At 73.1% G+C, this 26300-nt stretch carries 17 protein-coding genes, 1 pseudogene and 1 riboswitch; of the genes and pseudogenes, 11 read left to right on the top strand and 7 right to left on the bottom strand.

What is annotated here, in order from left to right:
- The first annotated feature begins 12 nt into the window (after positions 1-12).
- From rpsD to truA, 4 genes are all read left to right on the top strand, one after another.
- Positions 13-639, top strand: coding sequence for a 30S ribosomal protein S4 (rpsD, locus tag ACN28A_RS08800; RefSeq protein ID WP_278064254.1), 627 nt, complete (start codon positions 13-15; stop codon positions 637-639).
- Between the two features lie 142 nt (positions 640-781).
- On the top strand, positions 782-1804 hold the full coding sequence (locus ACN28A_RS08795; protein ID WP_101368124.1) for a DNA-directed RNA polymerase subunit alpha: 1023 nt from the start codon (positions 782-784) through the stop codon (positions 1802-1804).
- A gap of 68 nt (positions 1805-1872) precedes the next feature.
- Positions 1873-2454, top strand: coding sequence for a 50S ribosomal protein L17 (gene rplQ, locus ACN28A_RS08790; protein WP_421393993.1), 582 nt, complete (start codon positions 1873-1875; stop codon positions 2452-2454).
- A gap of 80 nt (positions 2455-2534) precedes the next feature.
- Positions 2535-3371 carry a tRNA pseudouridine(38-40) synthase TruA gene (gene truA / locus ACN28A_RS08785; protein WP_421393991.1) on the top strand — a complete coding sequence of 279 codons (837 nt, stop codon included), beginning with the start codon at positions 2535-2537 and terminating at the stop codon, positions 3369-3371.
- 16 nt (positions 3372-3387) lie between these two features.
- Here the strand turns inward: truA and ACN28A_RS08780 are convergent, their stop codons facing one another.
- A complete protein-coding gene (locus tag ACN28A_RS08780; RefSeq protein WP_421393988.1) occupies positions 3388-4284 on the bottom strand; it encodes a hypothetical protein in 897 nt (298 codons plus the stop codon).
- A 2708-nt stretch (positions 4285-6992) separates the two neighbouring features.
- On the opposite strand from ACN28A_RS08780, the gene ACN28A_RS08775 reads away from it, so the two are divergent.
- The 5 genes from ACN28A_RS08775 to ACN28A_RS08755 all read left to right on the top strand — a co-directional run bounded on the left by ACN28A_RS08775 (position 6993) and on the right by ACN28A_RS08755 (position 12628).
- A complete protein-coding gene (locus ACN28A_RS08775; RefSeq protein ID WP_421404252.1) occupies positions 6993-7598 on the top strand; it encodes a class I SAM-dependent methyltransferase in 606 nt (201 codons plus the stop codon).
- A gap of 76 nt (positions 7599-7674) precedes the next feature.
- Positions 7675-9354, top strand: a complete 1680-nt coding sequence (locus ACN28A_RS08770; protein ID WP_421393986.1) for an ABC-F family ATP-binding cassette domain-containing protein — start codon at positions 7675-7677, stop codon at positions 9352-9354.
- A gap of 65 nt (positions 9355-9419) precedes the next feature.
- The gene (locus tag ACN28A_RS08765) at positions 9420-10490 is read left to right on the top strand and encodes a lysylphosphatidylglycerol synthase domain-containing protein (RefSeq protein ID WP_421393985.1); all 1071 of its coding nucleotides are present in this window, start codon (positions 9420-9422) and stop codon (positions 10488-10490) included.
- 45 nt (positions 10491-10535) lie between these two features.
- Positions 10536-11891 (top strand): glycosyltransferase, encoded by a 1356-nt coding sequence (locus tag ACN28A_RS08760; protein WP_421393983.1) that lies wholly within the window; start codon positions 10536-10538, stop codon positions 11889-11891.
- Entirely contained in the window at positions 11888-12628 is a 741-nt protein-coding gene (locus tag ACN28A_RS08755; protein ID WP_421393981.1) for a class I SAM-dependent methyltransferase, read from the top strand. Before ACN28A_RS08760 ends, ACN28A_RS08755 begins: the two co-directional genes overlap by 4 nt.
- Before the next feature lie 199 nt (positions 12629-12827).
- Here the strand turns inward: ACN28A_RS08755 and ACN28A_RS08750 are convergent, their stop codons facing one another.
- Both ACN28A_RS08750 and ACN28A_RS08745 read right to left on the bottom strand, forming a co-directional pair.
- Positions 12828-14516 carry a hypothetical protein gene (locus tag ACN28A_RS08750; protein ID WP_421393978.1) on the bottom strand — a complete coding sequence of 563 codons (1689 nt, stop codon included), beginning with the start codon at positions 14514-14516 and terminating at the stop codon, positions 12828-12830.
- Positions 14513-15499 (bottom strand): glycosyltransferase family 2 protein, encoded by a 987-nt coding sequence (locus ACN28A_RS08745; RefSeq protein ID WP_421393976.1) that lies wholly within the window; start codon positions 15497-15499, stop codon positions 14513-14515. The genes ACN28A_RS08750 and ACN28A_RS08745 overlap by 4 nt, the downstream gene beginning before the upstream one ends.
- A gap of 346 nt (positions 15500-15845) precedes the next feature.
- On the opposite strand from ACN28A_RS08745, the gene ACN28A_RS08740 reads away from it, so the two are divergent.
- Positions 15846-16793: an aldo/keto reductase gene (locus ACN28A_RS08740; RefSeq protein WP_421404251.1), complete on the top strand. Its 948-nt coding sequence runs from the start codon at positions 15846-15848 to the stop codon at positions 16791-16793.
- Between the two features lie 238 nt (positions 16794-17031).
- Here the strand turns inward: ACN28A_RS08740 and ACN28A_RS08735 are convergent, their stop codons facing one another.
- The 4 genes from ACN28A_RS08735 to ACN28A_RS08720 all read right to left on the bottom strand — a co-directional run bounded on the left by ACN28A_RS08735 (position 17032) and on the right by ACN28A_RS08720 (position 25060).
- Positions 17032-17940, bottom strand: a complete 909-nt coding sequence (locus ACN28A_RS08735) for a DUF559 domain-containing protein (protein ID WP_421393975.1) — start codon at positions 17938-17940, stop codon at positions 17032-17034.
- A gap of 77 nt (positions 17941-18017) precedes the next feature.
- The gene (locus ACN28A_RS08730) at positions 18018-18278 is read right to left on the bottom strand and encodes a hypothetical protein (RefSeq protein ID WP_421393972.1); all 261 of its coding nucleotides are present in this window, start codon (positions 18276-18278) and stop codon (positions 18018-18020) included.
- A gap of 190 nt (positions 18279-18468) precedes the next feature.
- Positions 18469-19035: a hypothetical protein gene (locus tag ACN28A_RS08725; protein WP_421393970.1), complete on the bottom strand. Its 567-nt coding sequence runs from the start codon at positions 19033-19035 to the stop codon at positions 18469-18471.
- A 235-nt stretch (positions 19036-19270) separates the two neighbouring features.
- On the bottom strand, positions 19271-25060 hold the full coding sequence (locus ACN28A_RS08720) for a ThuA domain-containing protein (RefSeq protein WP_421404249.1): 5790 nt from the start codon (positions 25058-25060) through the stop codon (positions 19271-19273).
- A 507-nt stretch (positions 25061-25567) separates the two neighbouring features.
- Positions 25568-25677: riboswitch (TPP riboswitch) on the top strand.
- On the opposite strand from ACN28A_RS08720, the pseudogene thiE reads away from it, so the two are divergent.
- A pseudogene (gene thiE / locus ACN28A_RS08715) lies at positions 25672-26295 on the top strand (thiamine phosphate synthase); the annotation flags it as partial. It overlaps the preceding riboswitch by 6 nt.
- Between the last annotated feature and the right edge of the window lie 5 nt (positions 26296-26300).

Raw genomic sequence — 26300 nt, 5'->3', positions numbered from 1 at the left:
TAGACGAAGAACATGGCTCGTTACACCGGTCCCGACTGCCGCCGTTGCCGTCGGGAGAAGATGAAGCTGTTCCTCAAGGGCAGCAAGTGCGATGGCCCGAAGTGCCCGTTCGAGTCCCGGCCGTTCCCGCCCGGACAGCACGGCCGCGGCCGCACCAAGGAGACCGAGTACCTGCTCCAGCTCCGGGAGAAGCAGAAGGCCCGCCGGGTCTACGGCGTCCTGGAGAAGCAGTTCCGGGGGTACTACGAGGAGGCCGTCGCCAAGAAGGGCAAGACCGGCGAGATCCTCCTGCAGATCCTCGAGTCCCGGCTCGACAACGTCGTCTACCGGGCCGGCCTGGCGAAGTCGCGGGACCACGCGCGGCAGCTCGTCAAGCACGGCCACCTGACGGTGAACGGCCGCAAGGTCGACATCCCGTCGTACCGGGTGAAGGAGCACGACATCGTCGAGGTCCGGGCCAAGTCCAAGGAGATGACGCCGTTCATCGTGGCGCAGGCCGAGGCCGGCTCGAAGACGGTGCCGGCCTGGCTGGAGGCGATCCCCAGCCAGATGAAGGTGCTGATCCACACGCTTCCGGCCCGGGGTGTCATCGACACCCAGGTCCAGGAGCAGCTGATCGTCGAGCTCTACTCGAAGTAGCGGTTCCTGGCGCTCCCGCGCCGACTGCCGGCCCTGCCGCCGGAAGTCGGCGCGGAGCGCCGGACACCTACCGGCGCCGCCGAGCGCCGGAGGAGAAGTTTGGGCATCAAATAGCGGGTGCCCCGAACGAAAAGGAAACAACATGCTCATCACCCAGCGGCCGACCCTCACCGAGGAGTCGATCAGCGAGACCCGGTCCCGGTTCACCATCGAGCCACTGGAGCCGGGCTTCGGGTACACCCTGGGCAACTCGCTCCGGCGGACCCTGCTCTCCTCCATCCCGGGCGCGGCGGTCACCTCGATCAAGGTCGACGGTGTGCTGCACGAGTTCACCACCATCCCGGGCGTCAAGGAGGACGTGGTCGAACTCGTCATGAACGTCAAGGAGCTCTGCGTCAGCTCCGACCACGACGAGCCGGTCAGCATGTACCTGCGCAAGCAGGGCCCCGGCGACGTCACCGCCGGCGACATCCAGCCGCCGGCCGGTGTCTCCGTGCACAACGCCGACCTCAAGCTCGCCACCCTGAACGGCAAGGGCCGGCTCGACATGGAGCTGACCGTCGAGCGGGGTCGCGGCTACGTCACCGCCGCGCAGAACAAGCAGGCCGGTGCCGAGATCGGCCGGATCCCGGTCGACTCGATCTACTCGCCGGTGCTGAAGGTGACGTACCGCGTCGAGGCGACCCGGGTCGAGCAGCGTACCGACTTCGACCGGCTGATTATCGATGTCGAGACCAAGGCGTCGATCGGGCCGCGTACCGCGCTGGCCTCGGCCGGCTCCACCCTGGTCGAGCTCTTCGGCCTGGCCCGGGAGCTGGACGAGAGCGCCGAGGGCATCGACATCGGCCCGTCGCCGCAGGACGCGCAGCTCGCCGCCGACCTGGCGCTGCCGATCGAGGAGCTGGACCTCACCGTCCGGTCCTACAACTGCCTCAAGCGCGAGGGCATCAACACGGTCGGCGAGCTGATCGGGCGTACCGAGGCCGATCTGCTGGACATCCGCAACTTCGGTCAGAAGTCGATCGACGAGGTCAAGATGAAGCTCGCCGGCATGGGGCTGGGGCTGAAGGACTCGGCACCCAACTTCGACCCGGCGCACGTCGTCGACTCCTTCGGCGAGGCCGACTACGACACCGACGACTACCGCGAGACCGAGCAGCTTTAGTCCGGGGCTAGCCGGATTTCCGGCCACCCACTGGAAATCCGGCCACCCACTATCGAGGAGCACCAAGAATGCCCACGCCCACCAAGGGCCCCCGCCTCGGCGGTAGCCCCGCGCACGAGCGGATGATCCTGGCCAACCTGGCCACCGCGCTGTTCCAGCACGGCCGCATCACCACCACCCAGACCAAGGCCAAGCGGCTCCGCCCGCTCGCGGAGCAGCTCATCACCAAGGCCAAGCGGGGAGACCTGGCCTCCCGGCGTCGGGTGCTGACCGTCGTACGGGACAAGGACGTGGTCTTCACCCTGTTCGACCAGATCGCGCCCCGGTTCGCCAACCGCCCCGGCGGCTACACCCGGATCGTGAAGACGGTCCCGCGCAAGGGTGACAACGCGCCGATGGCCATCATCGAGCTGGTCGAGGAACTGGTCGAGGCCCCGGCGGCACCGGCCAGGAAGACCGCCGCCCGCAAGGCGGCGCAGCAGGACAAGGTCGAGGCGCTCGCCCCGGACGAGGAGACCCCGCGCTCCTCCTCGTCGGACGACCAGGATGCCGAGGCGCCGGAGTCGCGATCCGGCGACACCCCGGCCGCCCGGGAGGACACCGACGAGGCCGACACCAACGAGGCCGGCACCAAGTCGGACAACAAGTAACACCGAGGAACGACGCCGGCCCGGCATCCCCGTGGGGGTGCCGGGCCGCGGCATATCGGGAGCTGGTCGTGGAGTACGAGGTGGATGAGGAACGGACCCGGGTACGCCTGGACGTCGCCTACGACGGCGGGGACTTCTCCGGCTGGGCGGTCCAGCCCGGTCGGCGTACCGTCGCCGGAGTGCTGGTCGAGGCGCTGACCAGGATCGTCGGGCCGGACCGGGTCAGCGGGCTGACCGTTGCCGGGCGTACCGACGCCGGGGTGCACGCCAGCGGTCAGGTCTGTCACCTCGACCTGCCGGGCCCGGTGTGGCGGCAGTCCGCCGGAACCCTGCTGCGCCGGCTCGCCGCCGTGCTTCCGCCGGACGTGCGGGTACGCGCCGTGACCGAGGTACCGGTCGAGTTCGACGCCCGGTTCTCGGCCACCTTCCGGCGCTACGAGTACCGGGTCACCGACGCCCCCCACGGCGCCGAGCCGCTGCGCCGGCACGACGTGCTGGCCTGGCCGCGCCCGCTCGACCTGGCGGCGCTGAACGGGGCCGCCGCCGGGCTGGTCGGCGAGCACGACTTCGCGGCGTACTGCCGGCGCAAGGAGAACGCCACGACGGTGCGCGAGCTGACCCGGCTGGACTGGCGGCGGGAGCCGGACGGCGTGCTTGTCGCCACGGTGCAGGCCGACGCGTTCTGCCAGTCGATGGTGCGCAGCCTGGTCGGGGCGATGCTGGTGGCCGGGGACGGGCGGCGCCCGGTCGACTGGCCCGGTGGCCTGCTGGGGCGCCGGGAGCGGGCCAGCGAGGTGAGCGTGGCACCCCCGCACGGGCTGATCCTGGTCGCTGTCGGCTATCCCGCCGACCCCGCCGGGTACGCCAGCCGCGCGCAGCGTACCCGCCGGCTCCGGGTGACCGCCTCCTCTGCCTGAACGGCGCCGACGAGCCCTACTGGCCGGGGCTCGGCTGCCCGGAGGGGGCGATGATGCGCTGGTCCAGCACCTTGCCGCGCAGGTACACCTCGATCATGTCGGAGAGGATCTGCCGGGCGAAGAGGTCCTCCTCGCCGATGGTCTTGCCGTCGCTCTTCGCCACGACGCAGTAGATCAGGAAGTGGCCGCGGACGTGCCAGCCGGCCTGCGCCGAGGCGGCCGTGACAGCTTCGGTGCCGCGTCCGGCGGCCAGTCCCAGGAACCGCCCCTTCCGACCGTCCACGATCGGTTTGATCTTCTCCCGGGCGGCGGTCGCGGCTGCCTCGTCGGTCAGGTTGACGATGCCGGCGGTGGCGACGTAGAGGCCGGTCGGGGAGCGTACGGTGCCACGGACGAACTGGCTGCACCCCGCGTCCCGCAGCACGGTGGCGATCTGGCCGTCGGCGGCGAGGTCGCAGTCCTCCGCCTCCTGGGTCTTGAGCAGCTCGTACGGCGTCTGCTCCGGGTCGACCTGCACCTCCTTGCCCGGGAAGACCTCCTTGACGGTCAGCGGCACCGGGTCGACGGCCCGGGAGCTGATGTCCCGGGGCGCGGCGGCCGCACCGACCCCGTCGGCGGCCCGGGAGTCCCGACCGACGGGTTCGTCGACCATGAAGAAGTACGAGCTGAGCCCGCAGATGCCGAGCATCAGCAGTACGCCCAGCGAGCCGATGATCAACTGCCAGGTGCGCTTGGCGCTGCGCGGCGGTGGGCTGCTGGCCTTGTCGGACGTAGCCGGGAGGGTGGCGACCGACGAGCCGGCGGTCGGCTTACCTGGTGACTTGACCGGCTTTGGCCCGACCGGCTTTCCGGCCGGGGCGGTCGGCTTTCCGCCCGGCGTTGCCGCCGGGGCGGAGACGGGCGGGGCGCTCACGGCCGACCGGGGTGCCCGTTCCGCAGCCGGGACACGGGCCGGAGAGACCGGGGCGGCGCCGCCCGCCGGCCTGGTACGCCCACCCTGCGCCGACGGCCCCGACCGGCCCGTACCGACTGGTCCGGGCCGCCCGGCGCCGGGCGGCCCGGAACGTGGTGCGGCGGGTGAGCCCGCAGCCCGGTCGTGTGGTGGCCCGGAGCGCGGGCCGGCAGGTGATCGTGGTGCGCCCTCGGGTGCCGGTCCGGGGCGGGAGCCGGAGGCCGGGCCCGGGGTACGGTCCACGGGCGCGCCACCCGGCGACCGGCCGGGCGGCCCGGCCGGCGACCGTGGTGCGCCCTCGGACGCCGGTCCGGAGCGAGGGCCGGCTGATGAGCCCGGAGTGCGGTTCCCAGGTGGCCCGGACCGGGGGGCGACGAGTGGCCCGGACCGGGGCGCGATCGGTGGCCCGGATCGGGGGTCTACGGGTGGGCCGGATCGGGGGCCGGTGGCTGGGCCGGAGAGCCGGTCGCCGCGTGGGCCGGGGACCCGGTCGCCGGGTGGGCCGGAAAGAGGGCCGGCCGGTGAGCCGGGTACCGGTCCGCCGGGCCGGGAGCGGCCCGGGGGGCCGTCCGGCCCGCGCCTGCCCGGCTCGGTGCCGGGTCGGCGAGCGGCGTCCGCACCCGGATCTCCCGGTCGGGGGCGAGGCGACACCGTGGACGCACCGCCGGGCCCGGATGGCTGGCCGGGGCGGCGGGTACCGGGTCGGCCGGCGGGTGGTTCCGCAGCGGGTCCGCCCGGCCGTCGGGCGGCCGGATCCTCCGGTCCCGGCCGGGAGGGCATGACGCGGTCCAACGGTGCCCGACTCCGGTCACCCCGACGCTCCGCCGGGATCTCGTCCGGTCGGTCGGCGGGTCTGCGCCGCCCACCGGGTCCGGCGGCAGGGTCGGGGAGGCCGGTCCGGGACGGCTCCTGGTCGGCGGAGGAAGCGCGTCGTTGGCGGGGCACCGGGGCGGACCGTGGTGCGCCGGGCGGTCCCTCCCCGGGGACCGGCCGGTACGGTCCGCCGGGATCGGCAACGGGATCGGGCTGGGCGCGGCGGCGCCCGCTCGGGGTACGGTCCCGCGAGTCCGTCTCCGGGGACGCGGCCGGCCCGGACGCGTCGTGTGCTGGCCCGGACACGCTGTGTGCTGGCCCGAACGGTCCGGGACCGGCCGGCACCGGTCGGCCCCGGGCGGCCGGACGATCCGAGCGGCCGGGTGGGCCCGGCCAGCCAACGGATCCGGGCGGATCCTCGGCGGGCATCCGGGTGCCGGGTGCCGGTCGGCTGCCCGGGGCCATCCGGTCGCGGGGCCCGGGGCGGCCACCGGCAGCCAGGCCGGCCGGTCCCGGCAGGTCGTCGGCGGGCATCCGGCCACGGGAGCCGGTCCGGTCGCTGTCGCCCGGTCGTCCGTCGCCCCGTCGTCCACCGGCCGGTCGTCCGTCGCCCGGTCCCGGTCGGGTGCCAGGGGCGGCCGGCATGCCTGCGCCGGGAAGTCTTGCGTCGGTGCCGGGAAACCTTGTGCCGGCTCCGGAAGGTCTGTCGTCGGGAGCGGCCAGGTGGCGACCGCCATCGGACGGGCGTGGCGTCCGCACCGGGCCGCCCGGAGGAAGCCGGTCCTGGGCGGGACGGTCCGGCGAGATCCGGTCACCGGTCCGGCCGCCGCCGGAGCGGCCGGGCAGGTCAGTGGCCGGCCCGCCCACCGGCGGGTAGCCGGCGTCCGGCCCGGGGGCGTCGAACTCGGCGGCGCCGTGTCGGGCTCGACGGGACCGACCCGGGGTGTCCACGGAACGCGACGGGCGGTCCGGCGCATGCCCGGACGGCTCTTCCGGGTACCTGCCGCCCGGTCCGTCCGCGTGCCGGCTGCCGCCCGGTCCGCCCGGGTGCCGGTTGCCGAGTGGTCCGTCCGCGTGCCGGCTGCCGCCCGGGTGCCGGTCGCCGAGCGGTTCGCCCGGGTACCTGCCGCCTGCTCCGTCCGGGTGGCGGTCACCGGAAGGTCCGTCCCGGTATCTGTCCTCCGACCCGGCTGGGAATCTGCCGCCCGGTCCGGCCGGGTATCTGTCCTCCGACCCGGCCGGGAATCTGCCGCCCGGTCCGGCCGGGTGCCGGTCACCGCCCGGTCCGGCGGGACGCCGGCTGCTCCGGGGACCGTCACCGGGTCGGCCGGCGGGCCCGTCCACGGGCCGTTCCGCTGCGTTCCGGTACCGGCCGGGGTCGTCGGGGGAGTACCCGGAAGCCGCCGAGTGGCCCGGAACTGCCGAATGCTCTGGGGTTGCCAGCTGGCCCGGATGGTCGGTCGGGCGTCCGGGCCCGTCGCCGGGCCGGCCGAACGAAGGGCCGGGGCCGGTGGATTCCTCCATGGACGGTCGGAAGCGGGCGGCCGCCGGTAACCCCTCCGGCCGGTCGGCTCCGGCCCGGCGTCGACCGGCCCGTCCCGGCGGCTGACCGGCCGCCGAGTCCGTACCGGCGGGAGGCTGGTCGGCGGGATCTCGTCGGGACCGCGGCGGTCCACCGCCCGGCCCGGGTCCACGCCCATAAACCATGTCGCACAGCGTAACGGAAATGCGGATCGGCGCGCCGCCGTGCCGGAGTCACAGTTTGGTGAGAGAGTAGCCATTTGCCCGGAACCCGGGCAGGGTCCGGGACGCGGCCACCGGCGAGGGCACCGCAGCGGTAGGCGAGAATGCGTGACGTGACCGGCGACCACTACTTCAGCACCGAGCCCGCGACCAGCGCCGACCGGCGTACGGTGGTGTTCTCCGTCGACGGGTACGACTACTCGCTGACCTCTTCGGCCGGAGTCTTCTCAGCCGACCGGCTCGATCCGGGCACCGCCGTACTGCTGCGCAAGGCCGAGCTGCCCGGACCGGGGACCGGTGGAGTGCTGCTCGACCTGGGCTGCGGTTACGGGCCGATAACCTGCGTACTCGCCAGCCGGGCGAGTACGGCCACGGTCTGGGCCGTCGACGTCAACGCCAGGGCCCGGGAACTCACCGGCGAGAACGCCCGGCAACTCGGCCTCGCCGACCGGGTACGCGTCGCCGCGCCGGACGAGGTGCCGGCCGACCTCACCGTCGACCAGATCTGGTCCAACCCGCCGATCCGGGTCGGCAAGGAGGAACTGCACGGCATGCTGCGGCGCTGGCTGCCGAGGCTGGCACCGGACGGCGTGGCCTGGCTGGTGGTGGCCCGGCACCTCGGCGGCGACTCGCTCCAGCGCTGGCTGGTCGAGTCTGGCTGGCGGGTGGAGCGGCACGCCAGCCAGAAGGGCTACCGGATACTCCGGGTGACCCGCTGAGTACCCCGCATCGGTCGAGGGGGAGCCGACTGAAACCCGGTGTCGGTGGACCGGGTGGTTGGGGCAGTATGCCGACGTGGGATACGTGGACGTCGCCGGAGTCGGGCACATCCTGCCGGACGGGCGGCAGCTCTTCGCCGACGTCTCCTTCCGGGTCGGCGAGGGTGCCAAGGTCGCCCTGGTCGGGCCGAACGGTGCGGGCAAGACCACCCTGCTGAGGATGGTCGCCGGCGACCTGCCGACCCGCGCCGGAGTCGTCGCCCGCTCCGGCGGGCTGGGCGTGATGCGCCAGTTCATCGGCATGATCGGCGACGAGTCCACGCTGCACGACCTCGTACTGTCGCTCTCGCCGCCGCCGGTGCGCGCGGCCGGGCAGCGGCTGGCGGCGGCCGAGGCGGCCCTGCACGCCGCCGAGGTGCGCGGCAAGTTCAGCAGCGCCGCCGGCAGGGCCCAACTGGCGTACGCGGAGGCGCTGGCCGGCTGGGGCGAGGCCGGAGGCTACGAGGCGGAGGTGCTCTTCGACACCGTCGCCACGATCGTCCTCGACCTGCCCTGGGAGAAGGCCCGGGACCGGCCGGTTCGCACCCTCTCCGGTGGACAGCAGAAGCGGTTCGCGCTGGAACTGCTGCTGCGCGGCGTGGACGAGGTGCTGCTGCTCGACGAGCCGGACAACTTCCTCGACGTGCCGGGCAAGCGCTGGCTGGAGGGGCGGCTGCGGGAGTCGGCGAAGTCGGTGCTCTACGTCTCGCACGACCGGGAGCTGCTGGCGCGCACCGCCGACCGGGTGGTCGCGGTGGAGGGCGGCAGCGCCTGGGTGCACCCGGGCGGCTTCGACAGCTGGCACGAGGCGCGGCTGGCCCGGCACGACCGGCTGGAGGAGCAGCGCCGCCGCTGGGACGAGGAGCACCAGAAGCTGCGCGAGCTGATGCTGATGTACAAGCAGAAGGCGGCGTACAACGACGGGATGGCCTCCCGCTACCAGGCCGCGCAGACCCGGCTGCGCAAGTTCGAGGAGGCCGGGCCGCCGCCCGTACCGCCGAAGGACCAGGACATCCGGATGCGGCTGACCGGCGGGCGTACCGGCAAGCGGGCCGTCGTCTGCGAGCAGGTCGAACTGGACGACCTGACGTTCCCGTTCGACCTGGAGGTCTGGTACGGCGACCGGGTCGCCGTGCTCGGCGCGAACGGCACCGGCAAGTCGCACTTCCTCCGCCTGCTGGCCAGGGGCGGCACCGACCCGGATCCGGCGAACGGCCCGGTCGACGGCGGGCCCGCCCTGGCGCCGGTCCGGCACGCCGGGGTGGCCCGGTTGGGCGCGCGGGTCCGGCCCGGCCACTTCTCGCAGACCCACGACCGGCCGGAGCTGCTCGACCGGACCCTGGTCGAGGTGTTGTGGCGCGGCGACGACCACCGGGCCGGAATGGACCGGCACACCGCGATGAAGGCACTGAACCGCTACGAGCTGGCCGGCCAGGGCGACCAGCGGTTCGGCACCCTCTCCGGTGGACAGCAGGCCCGCTTTCTGGTGCTGCTGCTGGAACTCTCCGGCGCGACCCTGCTGTTGCTCGACGAGCCGACCGACAACCTGGACCTGGCCTCGGCCGAGGCGCTGGAGGCCGGGTTGCGGGCCTTCGAGGGTACGGTGCTGGCGGTCACCCACGACCGCTGGTTCACCCGGTCCTTCGACCGCTTCCTGCTCTTCCGGGGCGACGGTGAGGTGGTCGAGACCCCGGAACCGGTCTGGGACGTGGGCTGAACGACCTCGACCGACGCCGCGTGGCTCTGCGGATCGGGTGAGTCACCCAGAGTATCGTCCGTGTCGTGGTGCCGCCCGGGACAGGCAGTTGGCGCCTGGCCGGGCGAGCCGTCCAGGTGGCCCTGACCGGGGCTCTGCTCGGCCTGGTCGGCTGGTCGGTGGCACGGCGCTGGGACGAGGTGCCCGGCGTACTCGACGAACTGTCCGGGCCGGGACTGCTGCTGGCCGGCCTGGCCGCCGTCGCGGGTGGACTCGGCGGCTGCCTGGCCTGGCGGGCCATCCTGGCCGACTTCGGCGCCGTGCTTCCACTGCGCGGCGCGGCGCGGATCTTCTTCGTCGGACAGTTGGCGAAGTACCTGCCCGGCAAGGTCTGGCCGATCGTGGTCCAGGCCCGGCTGGGGCAGGCGTACGGGGTGCCGGGGCGGGCATCGGCGGCGGCGGCGTTACTGGCGATGCTCGTCACGCTCGGCACCGGCCTGCTGCTCACCGCCGCCGCCCTGCCGGTGCTCGGCGACCGGGCGGTGCGAAACTACTGGTGGATCCTGCTCGCCGTACCGCCCGCGCTGCTGCTGCTCTGGCCCCCGCTGGTCAACCGGGTGCTCGGCGGGCTGCTCCGGCTGACCCGCCGCGAGCCGATGCCCCGGCCGCTCTCCGCGCGCGGCATCGCCGGAGCCGTCGGCTGGTCGCTGGTGACCTGGCTCGGCTACGGTACGCACCTCTGGCTGCTCCTGGTCGACGCCGGCGCGGGCGGCGGCCCGGAACTGCTGCTCGGCGCGATCGGCGCCTTCGCCGGCTCCTGGTCGGTCGGGTTCCTGCTGGCGGTGGCGCCGGCCGGGCTGGGTCCCCGGGAGGCGGCACTGCCGCTGCTGCTCGGTCCGACCGTCGCCGGACCGGCCGCGCTGGTCGCCACCGTGCTGTCCCGGCTGCTGCTGACCCTGGTGGACCTGCTGCTCCCGGCGGTCGCGATCACGCTGACGTCGCGGTGGTCGCCCCGGCTTCCGTGCCGGTGGTCGCCCCCGTTTCCGTTCCGGCTTCCGCTCCGGTGGTCGTCAGGTCGGCTGCCCCGGCAGTCGACACCGGCCGGGTCGTCGTCGACGCCGGGCCAGTCGGCCGGCTCCGCGACGCGCCAGTCGTGACGACGCAACGTGGCGAAGGGCGTACGAGGGGTTACGCTGCTGCTCGTGCGCTGGCTGGTCTTCGGCAGCTACGACGTACGCCGACATCCCCGGGTCGGCGTACTCGTCGAAGGGCTGCGGGCAGCCGGTGACGAGGTGACCGAGCTGAACGTACCGCTGGACCTGGACACCGCCGGCCGGATAGCCGTTCTCCGGCAGCCGTGGCGGCTCCCGCTGCTCGCCGGCAAGCTGGCCCGCTGCTGGACCCTGCTGGTCATGCGAACATCGCGCACCCTGCGGCAGCGGCGGGCCACCGGCAGCGGCCCGGTCGACGCCGTGCTCGTCGGCTATCTCGGGCACTTCGACGTGCACCTGGCCCGGCTGCTTTTCCGCCGTACGCCCATCGTGCTCGACCATCTCGTCTCCGCCGCCGGCACCGCCCGGGACCGGGGACTCGCCGGTGCCGGAGGTCTCCGGGACTCGCTGATGCGGGCGATCGACGCCGCCGCGCTGCGCCGGGCCGACACCGTACTCGTGGACACCGCCGAACACCTCGACACACTGCCGGCGGCGGCCCGGGAACGGGGGATCGTGGTACCCGTCGGAGCCGGCGCGGACTGGTTCGCCGCTGGTGCGCGTACCGCCGGGAAGTGCTGGACCGGCGAACGGGCCGGCGGCGGCCGGCGGCGGCTGCGGGTCGTCTTCGTCGGACTGTTCACCCCGCTGCACGGCACCCGGACCCTCGGCGCGGCACTGGCCGCACTCGCCGACGACGACTCGGTCGAGGTGACAGTGGTCGGCACCGGCCAGGACCATCCGGCCTGCCGCCAGGCCGCCGCCGGCAACCCCCGGGTGACCTGGTACGACTGGTTCCCGGCCGGAGAGCTGCCCGCGCTGGTCGCCCGGCACCAAGTGTCGCTGGGCATCTTCGGCGAGACGACGAAGGCCCGTCGGGTGGTGCCGACGAAGGTGTTCCAGGGCGCCGCCGCCGGCTGCGCCATCGTCACCTCCGACACCGCACCGCAACGCCGGGCGCTCGGCGAGGCGGCCGTCTTCGTGCCGGCCGGCGACCCGCTCGCCCTGGCCGGCGCGCTGCGCGAGCTGGCCCGGGACCCGGACCGGCTCGCCGGACTCCGGTCGGCCGCCCGGCACCGGGCCGCCGAACACTTCTGGCCGGCGACCGTCGTCACACCGATCCGGCACCGGATCAGCCGTCCCGGCCAGCCGAACTCCGCGGCACCCACCCCGCCGCCGGACGGGTCCGGTGCCTCGACGCCGGCCGGCGGCACGCTGGGGTCCACTCCGACGCCGGCCGGCGGCACGCTGGGGTCCACTCCGACGCCGGCCGGCGGCACGCTGGGGTCCACTCCGACGCCGGCCGGCGGCACGGTGGGGTCCACTCCGACGAGGCGGCGCGGATGACCGCGTTGATGGCCGACCCGGCGCTGCCGCCCCGGGCGGCGCTGCGCTGGCACGTGGTGCGCCCGATCGTCGCGCGGTGCCAGCCGGGGACCATCCTGGAACTCGGCTGCGGGCTCGGCTCCGTCGGCACCCGGCTGGCCCGGCTGGCCAGCTACACCGCGGCCGAACCCGACCCGGGCAGCTTCCGGACCGCGCACGACCGGATCACCCCGCTGGGCGGGACGGTGCTGAACGGGGACCACCGGCAGGTGCCGGCCGGCGCGGGCTACGACCTGGTCTGCGCGTTCGAGGTGCTGGAACACATCGCCGACGACCTGCCGGTGCTGGCGGAGTGGCTGACCCTGGTCCGGCCCGGTGGCCGGCTCCTGCTGTCGGTCCCCGCCGATCCGGAGCGGTTCGGCGCCTGGGACACCCTGGTCGGGCACTACCGGCGGTATTCCGCCGGGCAGCTTCGGCAACTGTTGCTCGACGCCGGTGCCGTCGACGTCACCCTGGTGCACTACGGCTGGCCGCTCGGCTACCTGCTGGACTCGGTACGCGACCGCTGGGCGGCCCGTCCGGCCGAACCGACCGGCGGGACGGCGGAGGAGCGGACCTCGACCTCGGGGCGGATCCTGCAACCGCGCGGAGCACTCGCCGGCGAGATGATCCGGGTGGCGGTCTCGCCCTTCGCGCTCCTCCAGCGGATGCGCCCGGATCGGGGCCCGGGGCTCGTCGCCGTCGCCACCCGCCCCTGAGCTGAGCTGGGCGCATCGGGCTCAGCCGGCAGCGGCGGCGTCGAGTGCGGCGACCGGTTCGTGAGCTGGGCCGGGCGGGGCTCAGGAGCCGGTGAGGGCGTCGAGTGCGGCGACCGGTTCGCGAGCTGGCCGGGCGGGGCTCAGGAGCCGGTGAGGGCGTCGAGTGCGGCGACCGGTTCGCGAGCTGGGCGGGCGGGGCTCAGGAGCCGGTGACGGCGTCGAGTGCGGCGACCGGGACGAGCGCGTACGGGCCGTCCTGCGCCACGGCCGTCGACCCGATCGACCCGGGGAGCCACTCCGGGCGCTTGTCGAGGTTGACCAGGACCAGGTCCCCGGGACGGGTCGGTGCGGTGCGCAGGTTCGCGGCGGTGAGCTGCTGCGGCTTGAGCCGCCAGTAGTAGGCGAGCCAGCGGGCACTGGTCGCACTCTCGCCGGCGATCCAGGCATACTGCTGCCCGGCCGGCGGCGGGTGTCCGGAGACGAGCCTGCCGGCGCGGGCGGGCTCGTCGACCAGACGCTGCCGGTCCGGGCCGGCGACCAGCACCCCCAGGTACGCCGCCAGCGCCGTCCCGGCCAGTACCGCCGACGCCACCCGAACCGGCCGCCGTGCCAGCCGCTGCGCCGGCCACTGTGGCGCGGTGCTCAGCAGCAGGTCGGTGAGCCGGTCCAGCAGTACGCCCGCGCCGACCAGCCCGACCACCAGGACGGGATAGGACCAGTACGAGTGCACGAAGGCGCCGTTGCTGAATCCGAGGATCCAGGCGACGGTGAAGCCGGCCGCCACCGCCAGGTAGACCCGGGTACGCCGGTCCCGCAGCCCGGCCAGCACACCGGGCGGCAGTGCGGCGAGATACCAGACCGGCAGCAGTTCGGACACGTGCCCCCACTGCCGGCGGAGGAACTGCGGCACCGTGTACCCACCTCCGGCGCTGCGCAGCTCGGCCTGCCCGCCGAGCAGGGCCAGCCCGGTCACCCCGACCACGTAGCCGAGGCTGATCGCGACCCCGGTGAGCATGCTCGCCCCGACCAGTACCGTCACCCGGTCGAGCCGGCGGGCCGCCAGCAGCCACAGCCCGAGTACGGCAGCGAAGCCCACCCCGGGCCAGGAGACCAGGGTGCTGAGCAGCGCGGCGACGCAGGCGGCGGCGACAAGTCGGCGGCCCGGATCCGGCCGGGCGCGCAGCCGTACCACCAGGGCGGAGAGTGCCAGGATCGGGCCCAGGTCGAACATCAGCGGGCTGTACACCCAGTAGAACGGGGTGGCGACCGTCAGGCCGAGCGCCAGCAGCGTCGCCGACCAGCGCAGGCCGAGCCCGCGCAGCAGTGCGGCGCCGGCCGGGATGATCAGCAGGGCCAGCAGGTACGCCGGCAGCCACACCTGGTGTTCACCGTCGCCCGGCAGCAGGCCGGTCAGCGCGGTGAGCAGGTTGAACAATGGCGGGTGGTGCGCGTACGGCGTCGCGGCGTACGGCAGCCAGTCGGCACCGAAGTGCGAGCCGAGGACACCCTGCTCCTGGAGGTTCCGCAGGTGCAGGGCGTACCGGCCGACGATCCGGCCCAGGTGGTTGTCGCCGTACGGCATGCGCAACAGCGGGAGCCAGGTCAGCGCCACGACGCCGGTGATCGCGGCGACAGCTGCCCAGCCCCGCCGCTCGACCCGGCGAGTCGCCGCGTCAGCTACCTGAGCGGTTGTCTCGGGTACCTGGGCGGTTGTGTCGGGTACCTGGGCGGTTGTCTCGGGTACCCGGGCGGAAGTGTCGGGTACCCGGGCGGAAGTGTCGGGTACCCGGGTGGAAGTGTCGGGTACCCGGGCGACGGTGGACTGGAGGTCCAGGCCGCTGTCCCGGAACCGCAGCAGCGCGGCGGCGGTCGGCACCGCCCATCTCACGAGCGGTTTCCTGGTGGCCAGTCGATCCTGGACCGCACGATCAGGTCGGCGAGCAGCGCCACCGCGCCGACGATCAGGCCGGCGCAGAGCAGCAGCACGGTGTTCGTGGCGATCCGGACCGGATGCGCGACCAGGTCGTAGACGATTTTGCCGGTGCCGACCGTGAGCAGCAGCAACGACGGCGGCATCAGCACCTTGAGCGGGTTGAAGTACATCACCATCCGGAGCACCTGGAGGAGATAGCGGTAGGCGTCCCGGACGAAGTGGAACTTCGACGAGCCCGACCGGCGGGCGTAGGAGATCGGCACGTAGCGCACGTCGTGCTGGTTGTGCAGGAACGCCATCGTGATGGTGGTCACGCAGGAGAAGCCGGGCGGGAGCAGCCGAAGATAGGGCAGCGACACGTCCCGGCGGAAGGCGCGCAGCCCCGAGTTGAGGTCCGGGATGCGGGTGCCGGCCAACCACTCGGCGACCTTGCGGATGAACCACTTCGCGGGTACCCGGAGGAGCTTGTGGCTGCCCTGCTCGCTCGTCCGGGCGCCGACGACCTGGTCGACGTGCGGGTCCCGGAGCAGCAGCCGGACGAACTCGGGAATCCGCTCGTTCGGATAGGTCATGTCCGCGTCCGTCCACACCACGATGGAACCGCGCGCCTGTTCGGTGCCGATCCGGCGGGCGGTGCCGGAACCGCCGTTGCGGTGGAACGCCAGCAGGCGCAGGCGGGGGAATCGGCCGGCGGCTCCGCGTAGGACCTCCAACGTGTCGTCGGTGGAGGCGTCGTCGATCGCCAACAGTTCGTAATTCAGGCCGCTGGTGTCCAGCGCCGCGCAGATGCGTTCGATCTCCGCCAGTACGTGAGACTGCTCGTTGTAACAGGGTAGTACGACGGTCACCTCGACCGGTGCGTTGCTCTCCCTGCTGACCTGGGCGGGTACGACCGAGACCTCCGTGCCCGGCCGGTCGAATCGGCCGTTCACCGCCATGTGAGCCCGCCTTCCGCCGCCTTGTCGCGACGACCGTGAACGGCGCGGAAATCGCACGGGTCGCCGTATCCGTGCTCACGGTATAGCAGTTTCCGGCCTGCGCACGCGACGCGCCATAACGCCGGTCGACTTTACGGATGTGAATCGGCGCCGAATCCTTTTCTCGAATGAGGGTGTCGAACGGAGGTACCGTATGGACCGGTGGAATTGACCCGTCGATTGGACCCGTCGATTGGACCCGTCGAATGGGCGTGGCGCTGCGGGTGGGCGTACCGCTGCGGGTGGGCGGAGTGCGGTGTGGGCACCGGGCCGCTGCCGGCGGCATAGGGTTGATCTCGTGACTGAGATGACCTACCGCCGGCTGGGCGAATCCGGGCTCGTGGTGTCCGTCGTCGGGATCGGCTGCAACAACTTCGGCCGCAAGCTCGACGCCGCCGGCACCCGCGCCGTGGTCGACGCCGCTCTCGAGGCCGGGATCAACTTCTTCGACACCGCCGACATCTACGGCGAACCGCACGGCGGGTCGGAGGAGCAGCTCGGCGCCGCGCTGCGCGGCCGGCGGGACGACGTCGTGCTGGCCACCAAGTTCGGCATGAGCATGTCCGGGATGAACGGGCCGGACCACGGCGCCCGGGGCGCCCGTCGCTACGTCGCCCGAGCCGTCGAGGCGTCGCTGCGCCGGCTCGGCACCGACTACATCGACCTCTACCAGATGCACGAGCCCGACCCGGGTACGCCGATCGAGGAGACCTTGGGTGCGCTCGACGACCTGGTCCGGGCCGGCAAGGTCCGCTACCTCGGCAACTCCAACTTCGCCGGCTGGCAGATCGCCGACGCCGCCTGGACGGCGCGTACCCGGGGCTGGACGCCGTTCGTCAGCGCGCAGAACGAGTACAGCCTGCTGCACCGGGCGGTGGAGACCGAGGTGGTGCCGGCCGCCCGGCACTTCGGGCTCGGCCTGCTGCCGTTCTTCCCGCTCGCCGACGGGCTGCTCACCGGCAAGTACAAGCGGGGCGCGCAGCCGCCGTCGGACAGCCGGCTCGCCGGCACGAGCCCGAGGTACGCCGCCCGGCTGGCATCCGCGCCGTGGGACACCATCGAGGCACTGGAGAAGTACGCCGCCGAGCGCGGGCGCAGCCTGCTCGACGTGGCGATCGGTGGCCTGGCCGCCCAGCCGGCGGTGACCTCGGTGATCGCCGGTGCCACCACCCCCGACCAGGTACGCGCCAACGCCGCCGCCGGCCGCTGGCAGCCCACCCCCGACGACCTCCGCACCCTCCGCACCCTCCTCTGACCCATCCCCCCCCGGCCCTTGGCACGCCGTCGCCCCTCGTCGCGCCGCCGTGCCCCGGCGTGCCGCCGTGCCCCGGCGTGCCGCCGTCCCTTTGTCGGGGCCTCCGTCGACCTGGACAACAGAGGCGTTACGACGCCCGGATAACGCCTCTGTTGTCCAGGTGAGTGGGTTGCCGCATGCCGGCCGGGCCGAACCTTCCGTGTGTTGCACCGGGTCGGTGAGAACGGCGGGGCGTGGCTCAGCGCGGGCGGGGGGAACGCTCCCGGATCGCCTGGGTGACCTGGGCGAGCAGGCGGGTGGGGTGACGCAGGACGTCGTCGGCGGTGAATCGGAGCACGACCCAGCCGGCGGCACGCAACTCGTTGTACCGGGAGACGTCCTGGCGGAAGTGTGCCCGCTCGCGGTGGTGGTCACCCTCGTACTCCAGAGCGATCCGCAGTCCCGGGTACGCCAGGTCGACCCGGGCGACGAAACGCCCCCGGCCGTCGTACACCTCGTACTGGGCGGTCGGGGGCGGCAGTCCGGCGTCGACGATCAGCAGCCGCAGGCGGGTCTCCATCGGTGACTCGCTGAGCGGTTCGGCCAGGCCGAGCACCTCGCGCAACAGGGGCACGCGGGGCCAGCCGGGGCGCACGGCAAGACAGTCGGCGAGTGCGGCGGGCTTCACCAGCCGGCGGTACAGCAGTGCGTCAACGGCCACCACCGCCTCGGTGCGCGGTGCCCTACGCCCCAGGTCGAACGCCGTCCGCAGCGGCGTGGTGACCGGCAGCCCGGCGAATCTGGTCACGTCACCGGCGGGCAGGTTGGCGAGGGCGTAGCGCACCCGTGGCCGGGCGCGGGGTCGGTTGGCACCCGGCACCAGCACGCTGACCGGAGCGTCCCGGGGCAGCAGGTCGACGCCCCACAGGTAGGCGGCGCTCAGCCCGCCGATCGCGGCGCCCGGCGGCAGGGCCAGAGCGACGGCGTCACACCACATCCGGTGGTCACCGGGCCGGAAGCCGTCGCGGTGTACGTAGATGTCGGGGAGTAGCCGACGCCAGGCCGGTCCCCGCAGCATGCTCCGGGTCAGCAGCCCTTCCGCCACGGCCGTCCGGGCGGAGAACGGAAGGAACGCCAGCTGCGCCGGAACGCGAGGCGGACGAGGCATCGAGCCAGCTTGCCGCACTGCACCGACGCTCGCTGCCCCGCATTCCACCGACGTTCACTGCTCCCCACCACCGACGTTCACTGCTCCGCACCACCGACGCCCGCCACCCACCGCCCGGCGCCCACCCTCGCCGCCGGGCCGCCGCGCCGCCGGGTCGCCGCGCCGCCGGGTCGCCGCGCCGCCGGGCCGCCGGGCCGCCGGGCCGCCGCGCCGCCGGGCCGCCGCGCCGCCGGGCCGCCGCGCCGCCGGGCCGCCGCTTGACCGCCGACCTGGACAACAGAGGCGTTATCCGAGCGGGGTAGCGCCTCTGTTGTCCAGGTGAGCAGGGTGCTGGCCATGCGGAGACGGTGGTCACGGTGAAAATGGCACCGGGGCAGTGGCGGGGCGGGCGCGGTGGCGCGGTGGCGGTGGCGCACAGCGGTGGCGGTGGCGCACAGCGGTGGCGGTGGCGCACAGCGGTGGCGGGGCGGGGCGGGGCGGTGGCGCGCAGCGGTGGCGCGGTGGGGCGGTGGTGCAGCGGCGCGGGTGTCAGGGTTGGCGGGGGCGGCGGATGCGTACCAGGAGGGCGCCGAGGGTGGCGACGGCGGCGAGGGCCACCGCGGTGCCGGCCACCCACCACAGCCAGGTGGTGCCGGCAGAATCCGATCCACCGGCCGGGGCTGGCGCGGGTACCGGTGGGGCGGCCTGGGCGGCCCGGGCCTGCACGACGACGCGTACCTCGGCCGGGGTCGGCTTGGGTGCGCTGACGGTGACCTGCCAGGATCCGGGCGTGAGGATCGGTCCGGTGCTGTAGAAGCCCTTGCCCTCGCCGGCCGGGCTGAGCTGGACCGGGCCGACGCTCCGGCCACCCTCGCCGGTGGCGGTCAGCACCAGTCGTACGCCGGTCTCCACCGGATGCCCGTCCTGGTAGCTGGCCTGCACGGTCACTCCGGTGGACCCGTCGCCGGCGACCAACAGCTTGATCTTGTCGCCGTGCGCGGCGGCCGGGGCCGCCGGCACCAGCCCGGCGGCGAGGAAGAGGGCACCGAACAGCAGCGGTACGAGCGCCCGGACCCCGGAAATCCGCCGGAGGGCTCGCACGGGTCGACGTCGCATTCGGGTACTCCTTCCCGGCGGACACGCCCGCCGGAGTTGTCCCGGCGGACACGCCCGCCGGGGTTGTCCCGGCGGACACGCCCGCCGGGGTTGTCGCGGCAGGCTCGCCTGCCGGACTCTTGCCGACGAGCGAGCCTGCCAATCTTGTCCGGCAGCGAGCCTGCCGGACGGGTGCGGGGGCGGTCGCCTGTCGGTGACCGCCCCCGCGCTTACCTGACGTGCCGGAGGTTCCGGCTCAGAGCCGGCTGCCCCGCTTCACCCGGGTCGGGTCCTCGACCAGCCGGCCGGTGCCCTGCACCGACTTGCCGTCGTTGGCCCTGACCCCGGCGGCGCTGGGGTCGCCACCGAGCCGCACGATCATCGCGTCGGCGTCCCGGATCATCACGTCCCGGATCTCCGCCTCGGCGACCAGCCCGGTGTCCGCGGCGAGCGCCTTGAACTGGCCGAGCTGCTTGATCGCCTTGTTGTCGTTGCCGTTCGCCTCGGCCTGGCGGACCGTGTCGAGCTTGTTCGACAACTGCTTGTGCCCCTTGGCCGAGAGCCGACCCGTCGCCTTGAACCGGTCCAGCAACTGTTGCATGTCCCGGAACGAGGTGGTGACGAAGAACCGTACGGTCGAGGTCGTCGTGTTGCCGGCCTTGTCCGTCGCGGTCACGGTCAGCTCGTGCAGGCCGAGCGTCAGCTCGTACATCGCCTGCAGGGTGTTCGGCTGGTAGGGGCGGCCGTCGAGGGTGCCGACCGTCGCCTTGATCCCGGAGGTCGGGTCGACGGCCGACCAGTTCACCCGGACGTCCTGGCTGTCCCCGTAGAGCTGGCCGTCGGCCAGCCCGGAGACCAGTACGGTCGGCTTGTCGCCGTCGATCTTCAGGATCGCCGACTTGAGCGTCTCGACGTTGCCGGCGGCGTCGGTGGCCCGGTAGAGCAGCTCGTGCTGCCCGTTTCCGGTCACGTTCACCGGCTCGGTGTACGCCGTCCAGGGGCCGCCGTCCAGCGACCACTCCAGCTTGGCCACTCCGGACCCGGCGTCGGTCGACGACAGCGTCACCGGGATGGTGCCGCTGTGCCAGCCGTCGTCGGTCGGCGGGGCGAACTCGGCGGTGCTGACCGGCGCGGTGGCGTCGATCTTCACCTCGACCGACTTCGTCTCCTCGACGTTGCCGGCCTCGTCCACCGACCGGAACCGGACGGTGTGCGTGCCGTCCCCAGCGACCGGAACCGGCTCCGAGTAGGCCGTCCAGGTCGTCGCGGTGTCGAGCTGGTACTCGGTGCGGGCCACCCCGCTGCCGCCGGCGTTGTCGGTGGCGGCCAGGGTCACCGTCACCGGGCCGGTGTACCAGCCGCCGGTCGGGGTCCCCGACACGGTGGCGGTGGTCACCGGGGCCACCTCGTCGGCCGCCTCCGTGCTGAGCCGGAAGTAGTCGAACGAGACGGTCTTCGACGCGGTCTGCGCCCCACCGAGGCTGAACAGCCCGATCCGCGGCGTGGCGCCGACGGCGGCGTTGGTGAGCGACTCGAACTCCGTCCAGGTCGTCCCGTCCGCCGAGTACGACGCCGTGTAGGTGTCACCCGACTTTGCCAGTCGCAGCTGCCACACCGAGTCGGTGAGGTCGGTGACCTGCGGCTGCGGGTCCTGCACGGTGGCGTCGATCTCGCTGCGGAACTCGATCCGCCGGCTGACCGGCTGACCCACCTGGTTGTCGGCGATGAAGTCGAGCTTCAGGTAGTTGTCGTCGTCGCCGTAGACGAGCAGACCGGCCTGCTGGTACTGCTCGTCCAGCTTGCTGCCGTCGACCTTCGTCTCGATCGTCCAGTCACCCTCGGGAGCGGTCTGGAGTACGAAGTTCGTCGGCCCGGTGTTGTTGCCGGTGTAGATGTCGCCGTTCGGCACGTCGACGTGCAGCGCGCCGTCGGCGACCCGGTACGCCGCCGGGTCCTCCCGGACGATCCCGTCCCACCGGCACTTGTCGAGGGTGGTCCCGGTGAACTCGTCGTTCGGGGTCACCTCGCCGGCCGGCTCGTCCGGGCTGACCTGGAACCAGTCGAAGCTGGCGTCCACCACGGGTGCGGTGGTGCCGCCGTTCAGCGCGAACAGCCCCACCTTCGGGTCGGTGATGCCGGCCAGCGCCGCCGACCGGCCGACCGGGGTGAAGGTCTGCCCGTCGGCCGAGAAGGCCGCGGTCAGATTCACCCCGTCGCTGGTCAGCCGCAGGTAGACCGAATCACCGGCCGGTGCGGGCGCCGAGTCGCCGCTCTCGTTGCGCGGGGTTCCGGCGGTCTCCCTGATGAACTCGACCACCCGGCTGCCGTTGTACAGCAGGTCCAGTTTGGCGTAGTTGTCGTCGTCGCCGTACACGATCAGGCCGGCCTGCTGGTAGTTCTCCGCCACCGTCAGGCTGAGCTTGGTGGTGGCCTGCCAGCTGCCGTCCGGCGCCGGTTGCAGGACGACGTTCGTGGCGTCGTTGCGGGTGCCGTACAGGTCGCCGGAGGCGGTGGGCAGCACGAGGGAGCCGTCCCGCACACCGTAGAGCTGGTTCTCCCGGAGCACCGTCGACCAGCGGGCCTTGTCCAGCTCGCTGCCGTCGAAGTCGTCCGAGCGGGCCCCGAAGCACGAGTTGTTCGGTGCCTCCACCCGCACCGGCACCGTGGCGTACGCGGCGGCGCCGCGCGAGTCCGTCACGGTAAGGGTCGCGGTGAAGTTGCCCGGGGCGGTGTACGTGTGCGTGGCGTCCAGGGTGTCCGCCGTGCCCCCGTCCCCGAAGTCCCAGGCGTACGTGAGCGGCTCGTCGCCCTCGGCGTCGCTGGCGGTGCCGTCGAAGCTCACCGCGACCGGCGCGGTGCCGGTGCTCGGGGTGGCGGTGGCGGTCACCGTCGGCGGCGCGTTGTCGGTGACGCCACGACCGACGAACTCGACCCAGTTGACGTTGACGATCGCACCCGTGCCGGTGGCCCCGACCGGGTTCCTGGCCACGAAGTACAGCGGCCCGCTCGTCGTGCTGGGGGTCGCCAGCTCGGCGGTGGCGTTCGTGAAGGCCTGCCAGCCGCCGGTGTCCGGCACCGTGGCGGTGGCCAGCACCGGGCCGTCGGCCGCGCCGGACCGTACCTCGATCCGGGCGCCGCCGCCGGCCGAGGAGGCCCGGAACCGGAACCCGGTGATGTTGGTCAGGTTCGTCGGGTCGAAGGTCCAGTAGTCGCCGTCCTCGACGAACGCGATGTTCTGGAAGCCGCCCTCGACGTCGGAGGTGGTCTCGGTCTGCACGCCCGGGTCACCGCCGCCGACGCCGTCCGGCGCCCGGCCGGTCGCCGAGAAGTACTCGGCCTGCTTCCGCTTCGGCTGCAACTGCTCGATCGCCCGGCCGGTCAGCGCGTTCGACCCGCCGGCTCCGCCGCCGTCGGTGTAGCTGGCCTCGAAGACCGCGAAGACGTCGGCGTCGGCGCCGTGCCCGGAGGCGAGCGAGGTCTGCACCGTGCCGGTGCAGCCGGTCTGGTCGTCGAGCGGGTGGGCGTGCTCGTCGTGGCCCAGGTAGTACTGCAGGACCACCCGGTCGCAGTCGATCTCCCCGTCCTCCGGGTCGGTCACCTTGACCGTGTACTTCACCTGGTCGCCCCAGTCGAAGAAGCCGCCGTCCGGCGGGAACTCGATGGTCACCGTCGGGGCGGTGTTGCCGACCGTCACCGGTACGTTCGCCACCGCCGTCCGGCCGGTGTCGCCGGTGACGGTGAGCTGGGCGGTGTAGTTGCCGGCCGCCGCGTAGGTGTGCGTCGGGTTCGGCTCGGTCGAGGTGCCGCCGTCGCCGAACGCCCAGGCGTAGGTGATCGGGCCACCGTCCGGGTCCCGGGAGCCCTCGCTGGAGAACGCCACGGTCAGCGGGGCCGGGCCGGAGGTCGGCTCGGCGCTGGCGACCGCGATCGGTGCCCGGTCGCCGGCGATGTAGTCGATCCGGTAGACCCCGGAGTTGTCGTTGTTGCCGCCGAAGCCGCTGCCCCACTCGATGAGGTAGAGCGCGCCGTCCGGGCCGAACTCGAAGTCCATCGGCCGGAGGAAGGTCATCCCGGTGAGCATCTGGTTGATGTCGACCAGGGACTTTCCGTCCGCGGCGACCTGGAAGGCGTACATCTTGTTCTGGTTCCACTCACCGAACATCGCCTTGCCGTCGTAGTACGCCGGCCACTTGCGGTCGGAGGTGTTCGCCGGGTCGTACCGGTAGACCGGGCCGCCCATCGGGGCACCGCCGCCGCCGATCTCCGGGAAGAGCGGGTTGCCGCTGTAGTCGTAGTCGACGGTGGCCGGGATCGCCGGCGGCAGGTTGGTCAGGCCGGTGTTGTTCGGCGAGTCGTTCACCGGGGCGGCACAGTCGAACTTCGCCCCGCTCGGCCCGGACGGGAACTGGTAGTCGTTGTAGGCGTAGTTCGCCCCGTGGCAGTACGGCCAGCCGTAGTTGCCGGCCTCGGCGACGATGTTCCACTCCACCGTCCCCTCCGGACCGCGGTTCGGGTTCGCCGCTCCGGCGTCCGGGCCGTAGTCGGCCACGTAGAGGGTGTCGGTCTCGGGGTCGATGCCGATCCGGAACGGGTTCCGGAAGCCCATCCCGTAGATCTCCGGCCGGGTCTTCTCGGTGCCCGGCGCGAAGAGGTTGCCCTCCGGGATGGTGTACGTCCCGTCGTCCTCGGGGTGGATCCGGATCACCTTGCCGCGCAGGTCGTTCGTGTTGCCGGCGCTGCGCTGCGCGTCGTAGTCCTGCCGGCCCGGCCGCTCGTCGATCGGGGTGAAGGAGTTTGACTCGAACGGGTTGGTGTTGTCGCCGGTGGCCAGATAGAGGTTGCCGGCGCTGTCGAAGGTCATGCTGCCGCCCGCGTGGCAGCAGGTGTTCCGCTGCGTCGTCACCTCCAGCACGATCTTCTCGCTGGCCAGGTCGATGGTGTCACCGGCGACCGTGAACCGGGAGAGGTAGTTGCGCGGGCCGCCGCCGTTCGGGGCGTAGTAGAGGTACACCCACTTGTTGCTGGCGAAGTCCGGGTCGAGCCGGAGGCCGATCAGCCCGTCCTCGTTGCCGGTGAAGACGTCGAGGTCGGCGGCGGTGACCGTGGTGCCGGTGTCCGGCTTGACGATCTGGACCCGGCCGTCCCGCTCGATGTAGAAGACCCGGCCGTCGGGGGCGACGTCCAGCTCCATCGGGTTGTTCGTGTTGCTGTCCAGCGTGATCTTTTCGAAGCTGCTGGTGAGCGAGGCGGAGCAGTCGGCCTCGACGGCACCGGCCGCGGTCTGGATGCCGCCGAGCAGGTGGTCCAGGAACTCCGGCTCGGCGTACGACTGCTGGGTGTGGCCGCCGGCCGTGTACCAGGCCCGGCCGCCGTCGTAGTCCTGGCACCAGGCGAACGGGTGGTCCGCGCCCATCGCCCCGGCACCCGGGGTGTAGCTGCGCTCGTCGAGCGAGGCGAGTACGTGCACGTCGCCGCGCGGGTTCTCGCGGAAGTTGTACCACTCGTCGTAGCGGGACCACTGCGCCGGCAGGTCGTTCGTGGACTCGTGCGCGGGGTCCTCGACCTTGATGGTGGCCTGCTGGTTGGCCGGGTGCGAGGCGAAGTACGCCCCGACCAGGTCGCCGTACCAGGGCCAGTCGTACTCGGTGTCGGAGGCGGCGTGGATGCCGACGTACCCGCCGCCGGCCTGGACGTACCGCTCGAACGCGCCCTGCTGTTCCGCGTTGAGTACGTCGCCGGTGGTGGAGAGCCAGATCACCGCCTGGTACCTGTCGAGGTTGGCGTCGGTGAACGCGGCGGAGTCCTCCGTGGCGTCGACGGTGAAGCCGTTGTCGGCACCGAGCTGCTGGATCGCGGCGATGCCGGCCGGGATGGAGTCGTGCCGGAAGCCGGCCGTCTTGGAGAAGACAAGCACGCTGAACGGCTCGGCGGCGATCGCGGGTGCGTTCCGCGCCGGAGCCTGCGGAAGCGCCGCCGGGGCGGCTGAGGCCGGGGTCGGGGCCAGCGCCGTGGTGCCGAGCAGTACGGCCGCGGTGGCGCCGACCAGGCGACGGAAGAGTCTCGGGCCGTGCGGGCCGGAAGCGAGTCTGCGGTGGGGGTGCGGGGGGTGCGAGGTGCCGCCGGGGCGGCCGGGAGTGGACACGGAGGATCTCCTTGGTCCGGGAAGGACAGAGGGATCCCGCGCGGACGCCGAAGCCGCCACGGGGGTGGTGGTACGCCCGGCGCTCGCCGAAGCACCGGCCGTCGAGGTCTTGCCTGTGGTCAGGGCCTGCCTTGTGGTCGAGGGCTTGCCTGTGGTCGGGGGTTTTGCCTTGTGGTCGAATTTTGCCTTGTGATTGAACAAATTAGGGCCGGGTGCTGGCCGGTCGGAATACGACGGTGAGGTTAATTCGGGTAACGGTTGTGTAACGGGGCGGAATCATCCGGATAGGACAGACAAATCCCTCCGCTGCCGCTCAGCCGCTGCGGAACGGCGGCACGTGCTTCGATGTCGGCCCTGTGCGCTAGGTCACGGCTCTTTACGGATCCGTGACCGCCGACGTACGCTCGCCGACAAGTAACCCACGGGAGCCCGGTGGACCGGGCTGAGAGGGGGGCTGCGAGCCCCCGACCGTCGAACCTGATCCGGGTAATGCCGGCGCAGGGAGGAGTGTTGCCGTGCTATCCATCGGACGACTTCACCTCATCACCGACACCCGGCCGGGGCGGGACCCGCTCGCCGTGGTCGACGCGGCCCTGGCGGTCGCCGGCCCCGAGCTGGTCGTGCAGGTCCGGGTGGAGGACGACGCCGACGACCGGACCGGGTACGAACTGGCCGCCGAGGTCACCGGCCGGTGCGCCGCGGTCGGGGCGACCTGCCTGGTGAACGACCGGCTGCACCTGGCCCTGGCGGTCGGGGCGGCGGGCGGGCACGTCGGCGCCCGGGACCTGCCGGTCGACGTCGCCCGCCGGGTGCTCGGCCCGGACGCCGTGCTCGGCGCGACCGCCCGGGACCCGGAGACCGGCGCGGCGGCGGTCGCGGCCGGTGCCAGTTACCTCGGCGTCGGCCCCTGCCACGCCACCTCCACCAAGGACGGCCTGCCCGCCCCGATCGGCCCGGACGGCATCCGCCGGGTCGCCTCGGCGGTCCCGGTACCGGTGATCGCGATCGGCGGGATCACCGCCGAGCGGGTACCCGCGCTGCTGGCCGCCGGGGCGTACGGGGTGGCCGTGGTCGGTGCCGTCGCCAACGCCGCCGACCCGTCCAGAGCCGTCGCCGAACTGCTGACCGCACTCGCCACCGTTGC

The organism is Plantactinospora sp. WMMB782 (assembly GCF_049179135.1).
Classification (GTDB): domain Bacteria; phylum Actinomycetota; class Actinomycetes; order Mycobacteriales; family Micromonosporaceae; genus Plantactinospora.
The sequence above is the reverse complement of the archived record's forward strand: the minus strand, read 5'-3'. Positions and strand labels throughout refer to the sequence as shown.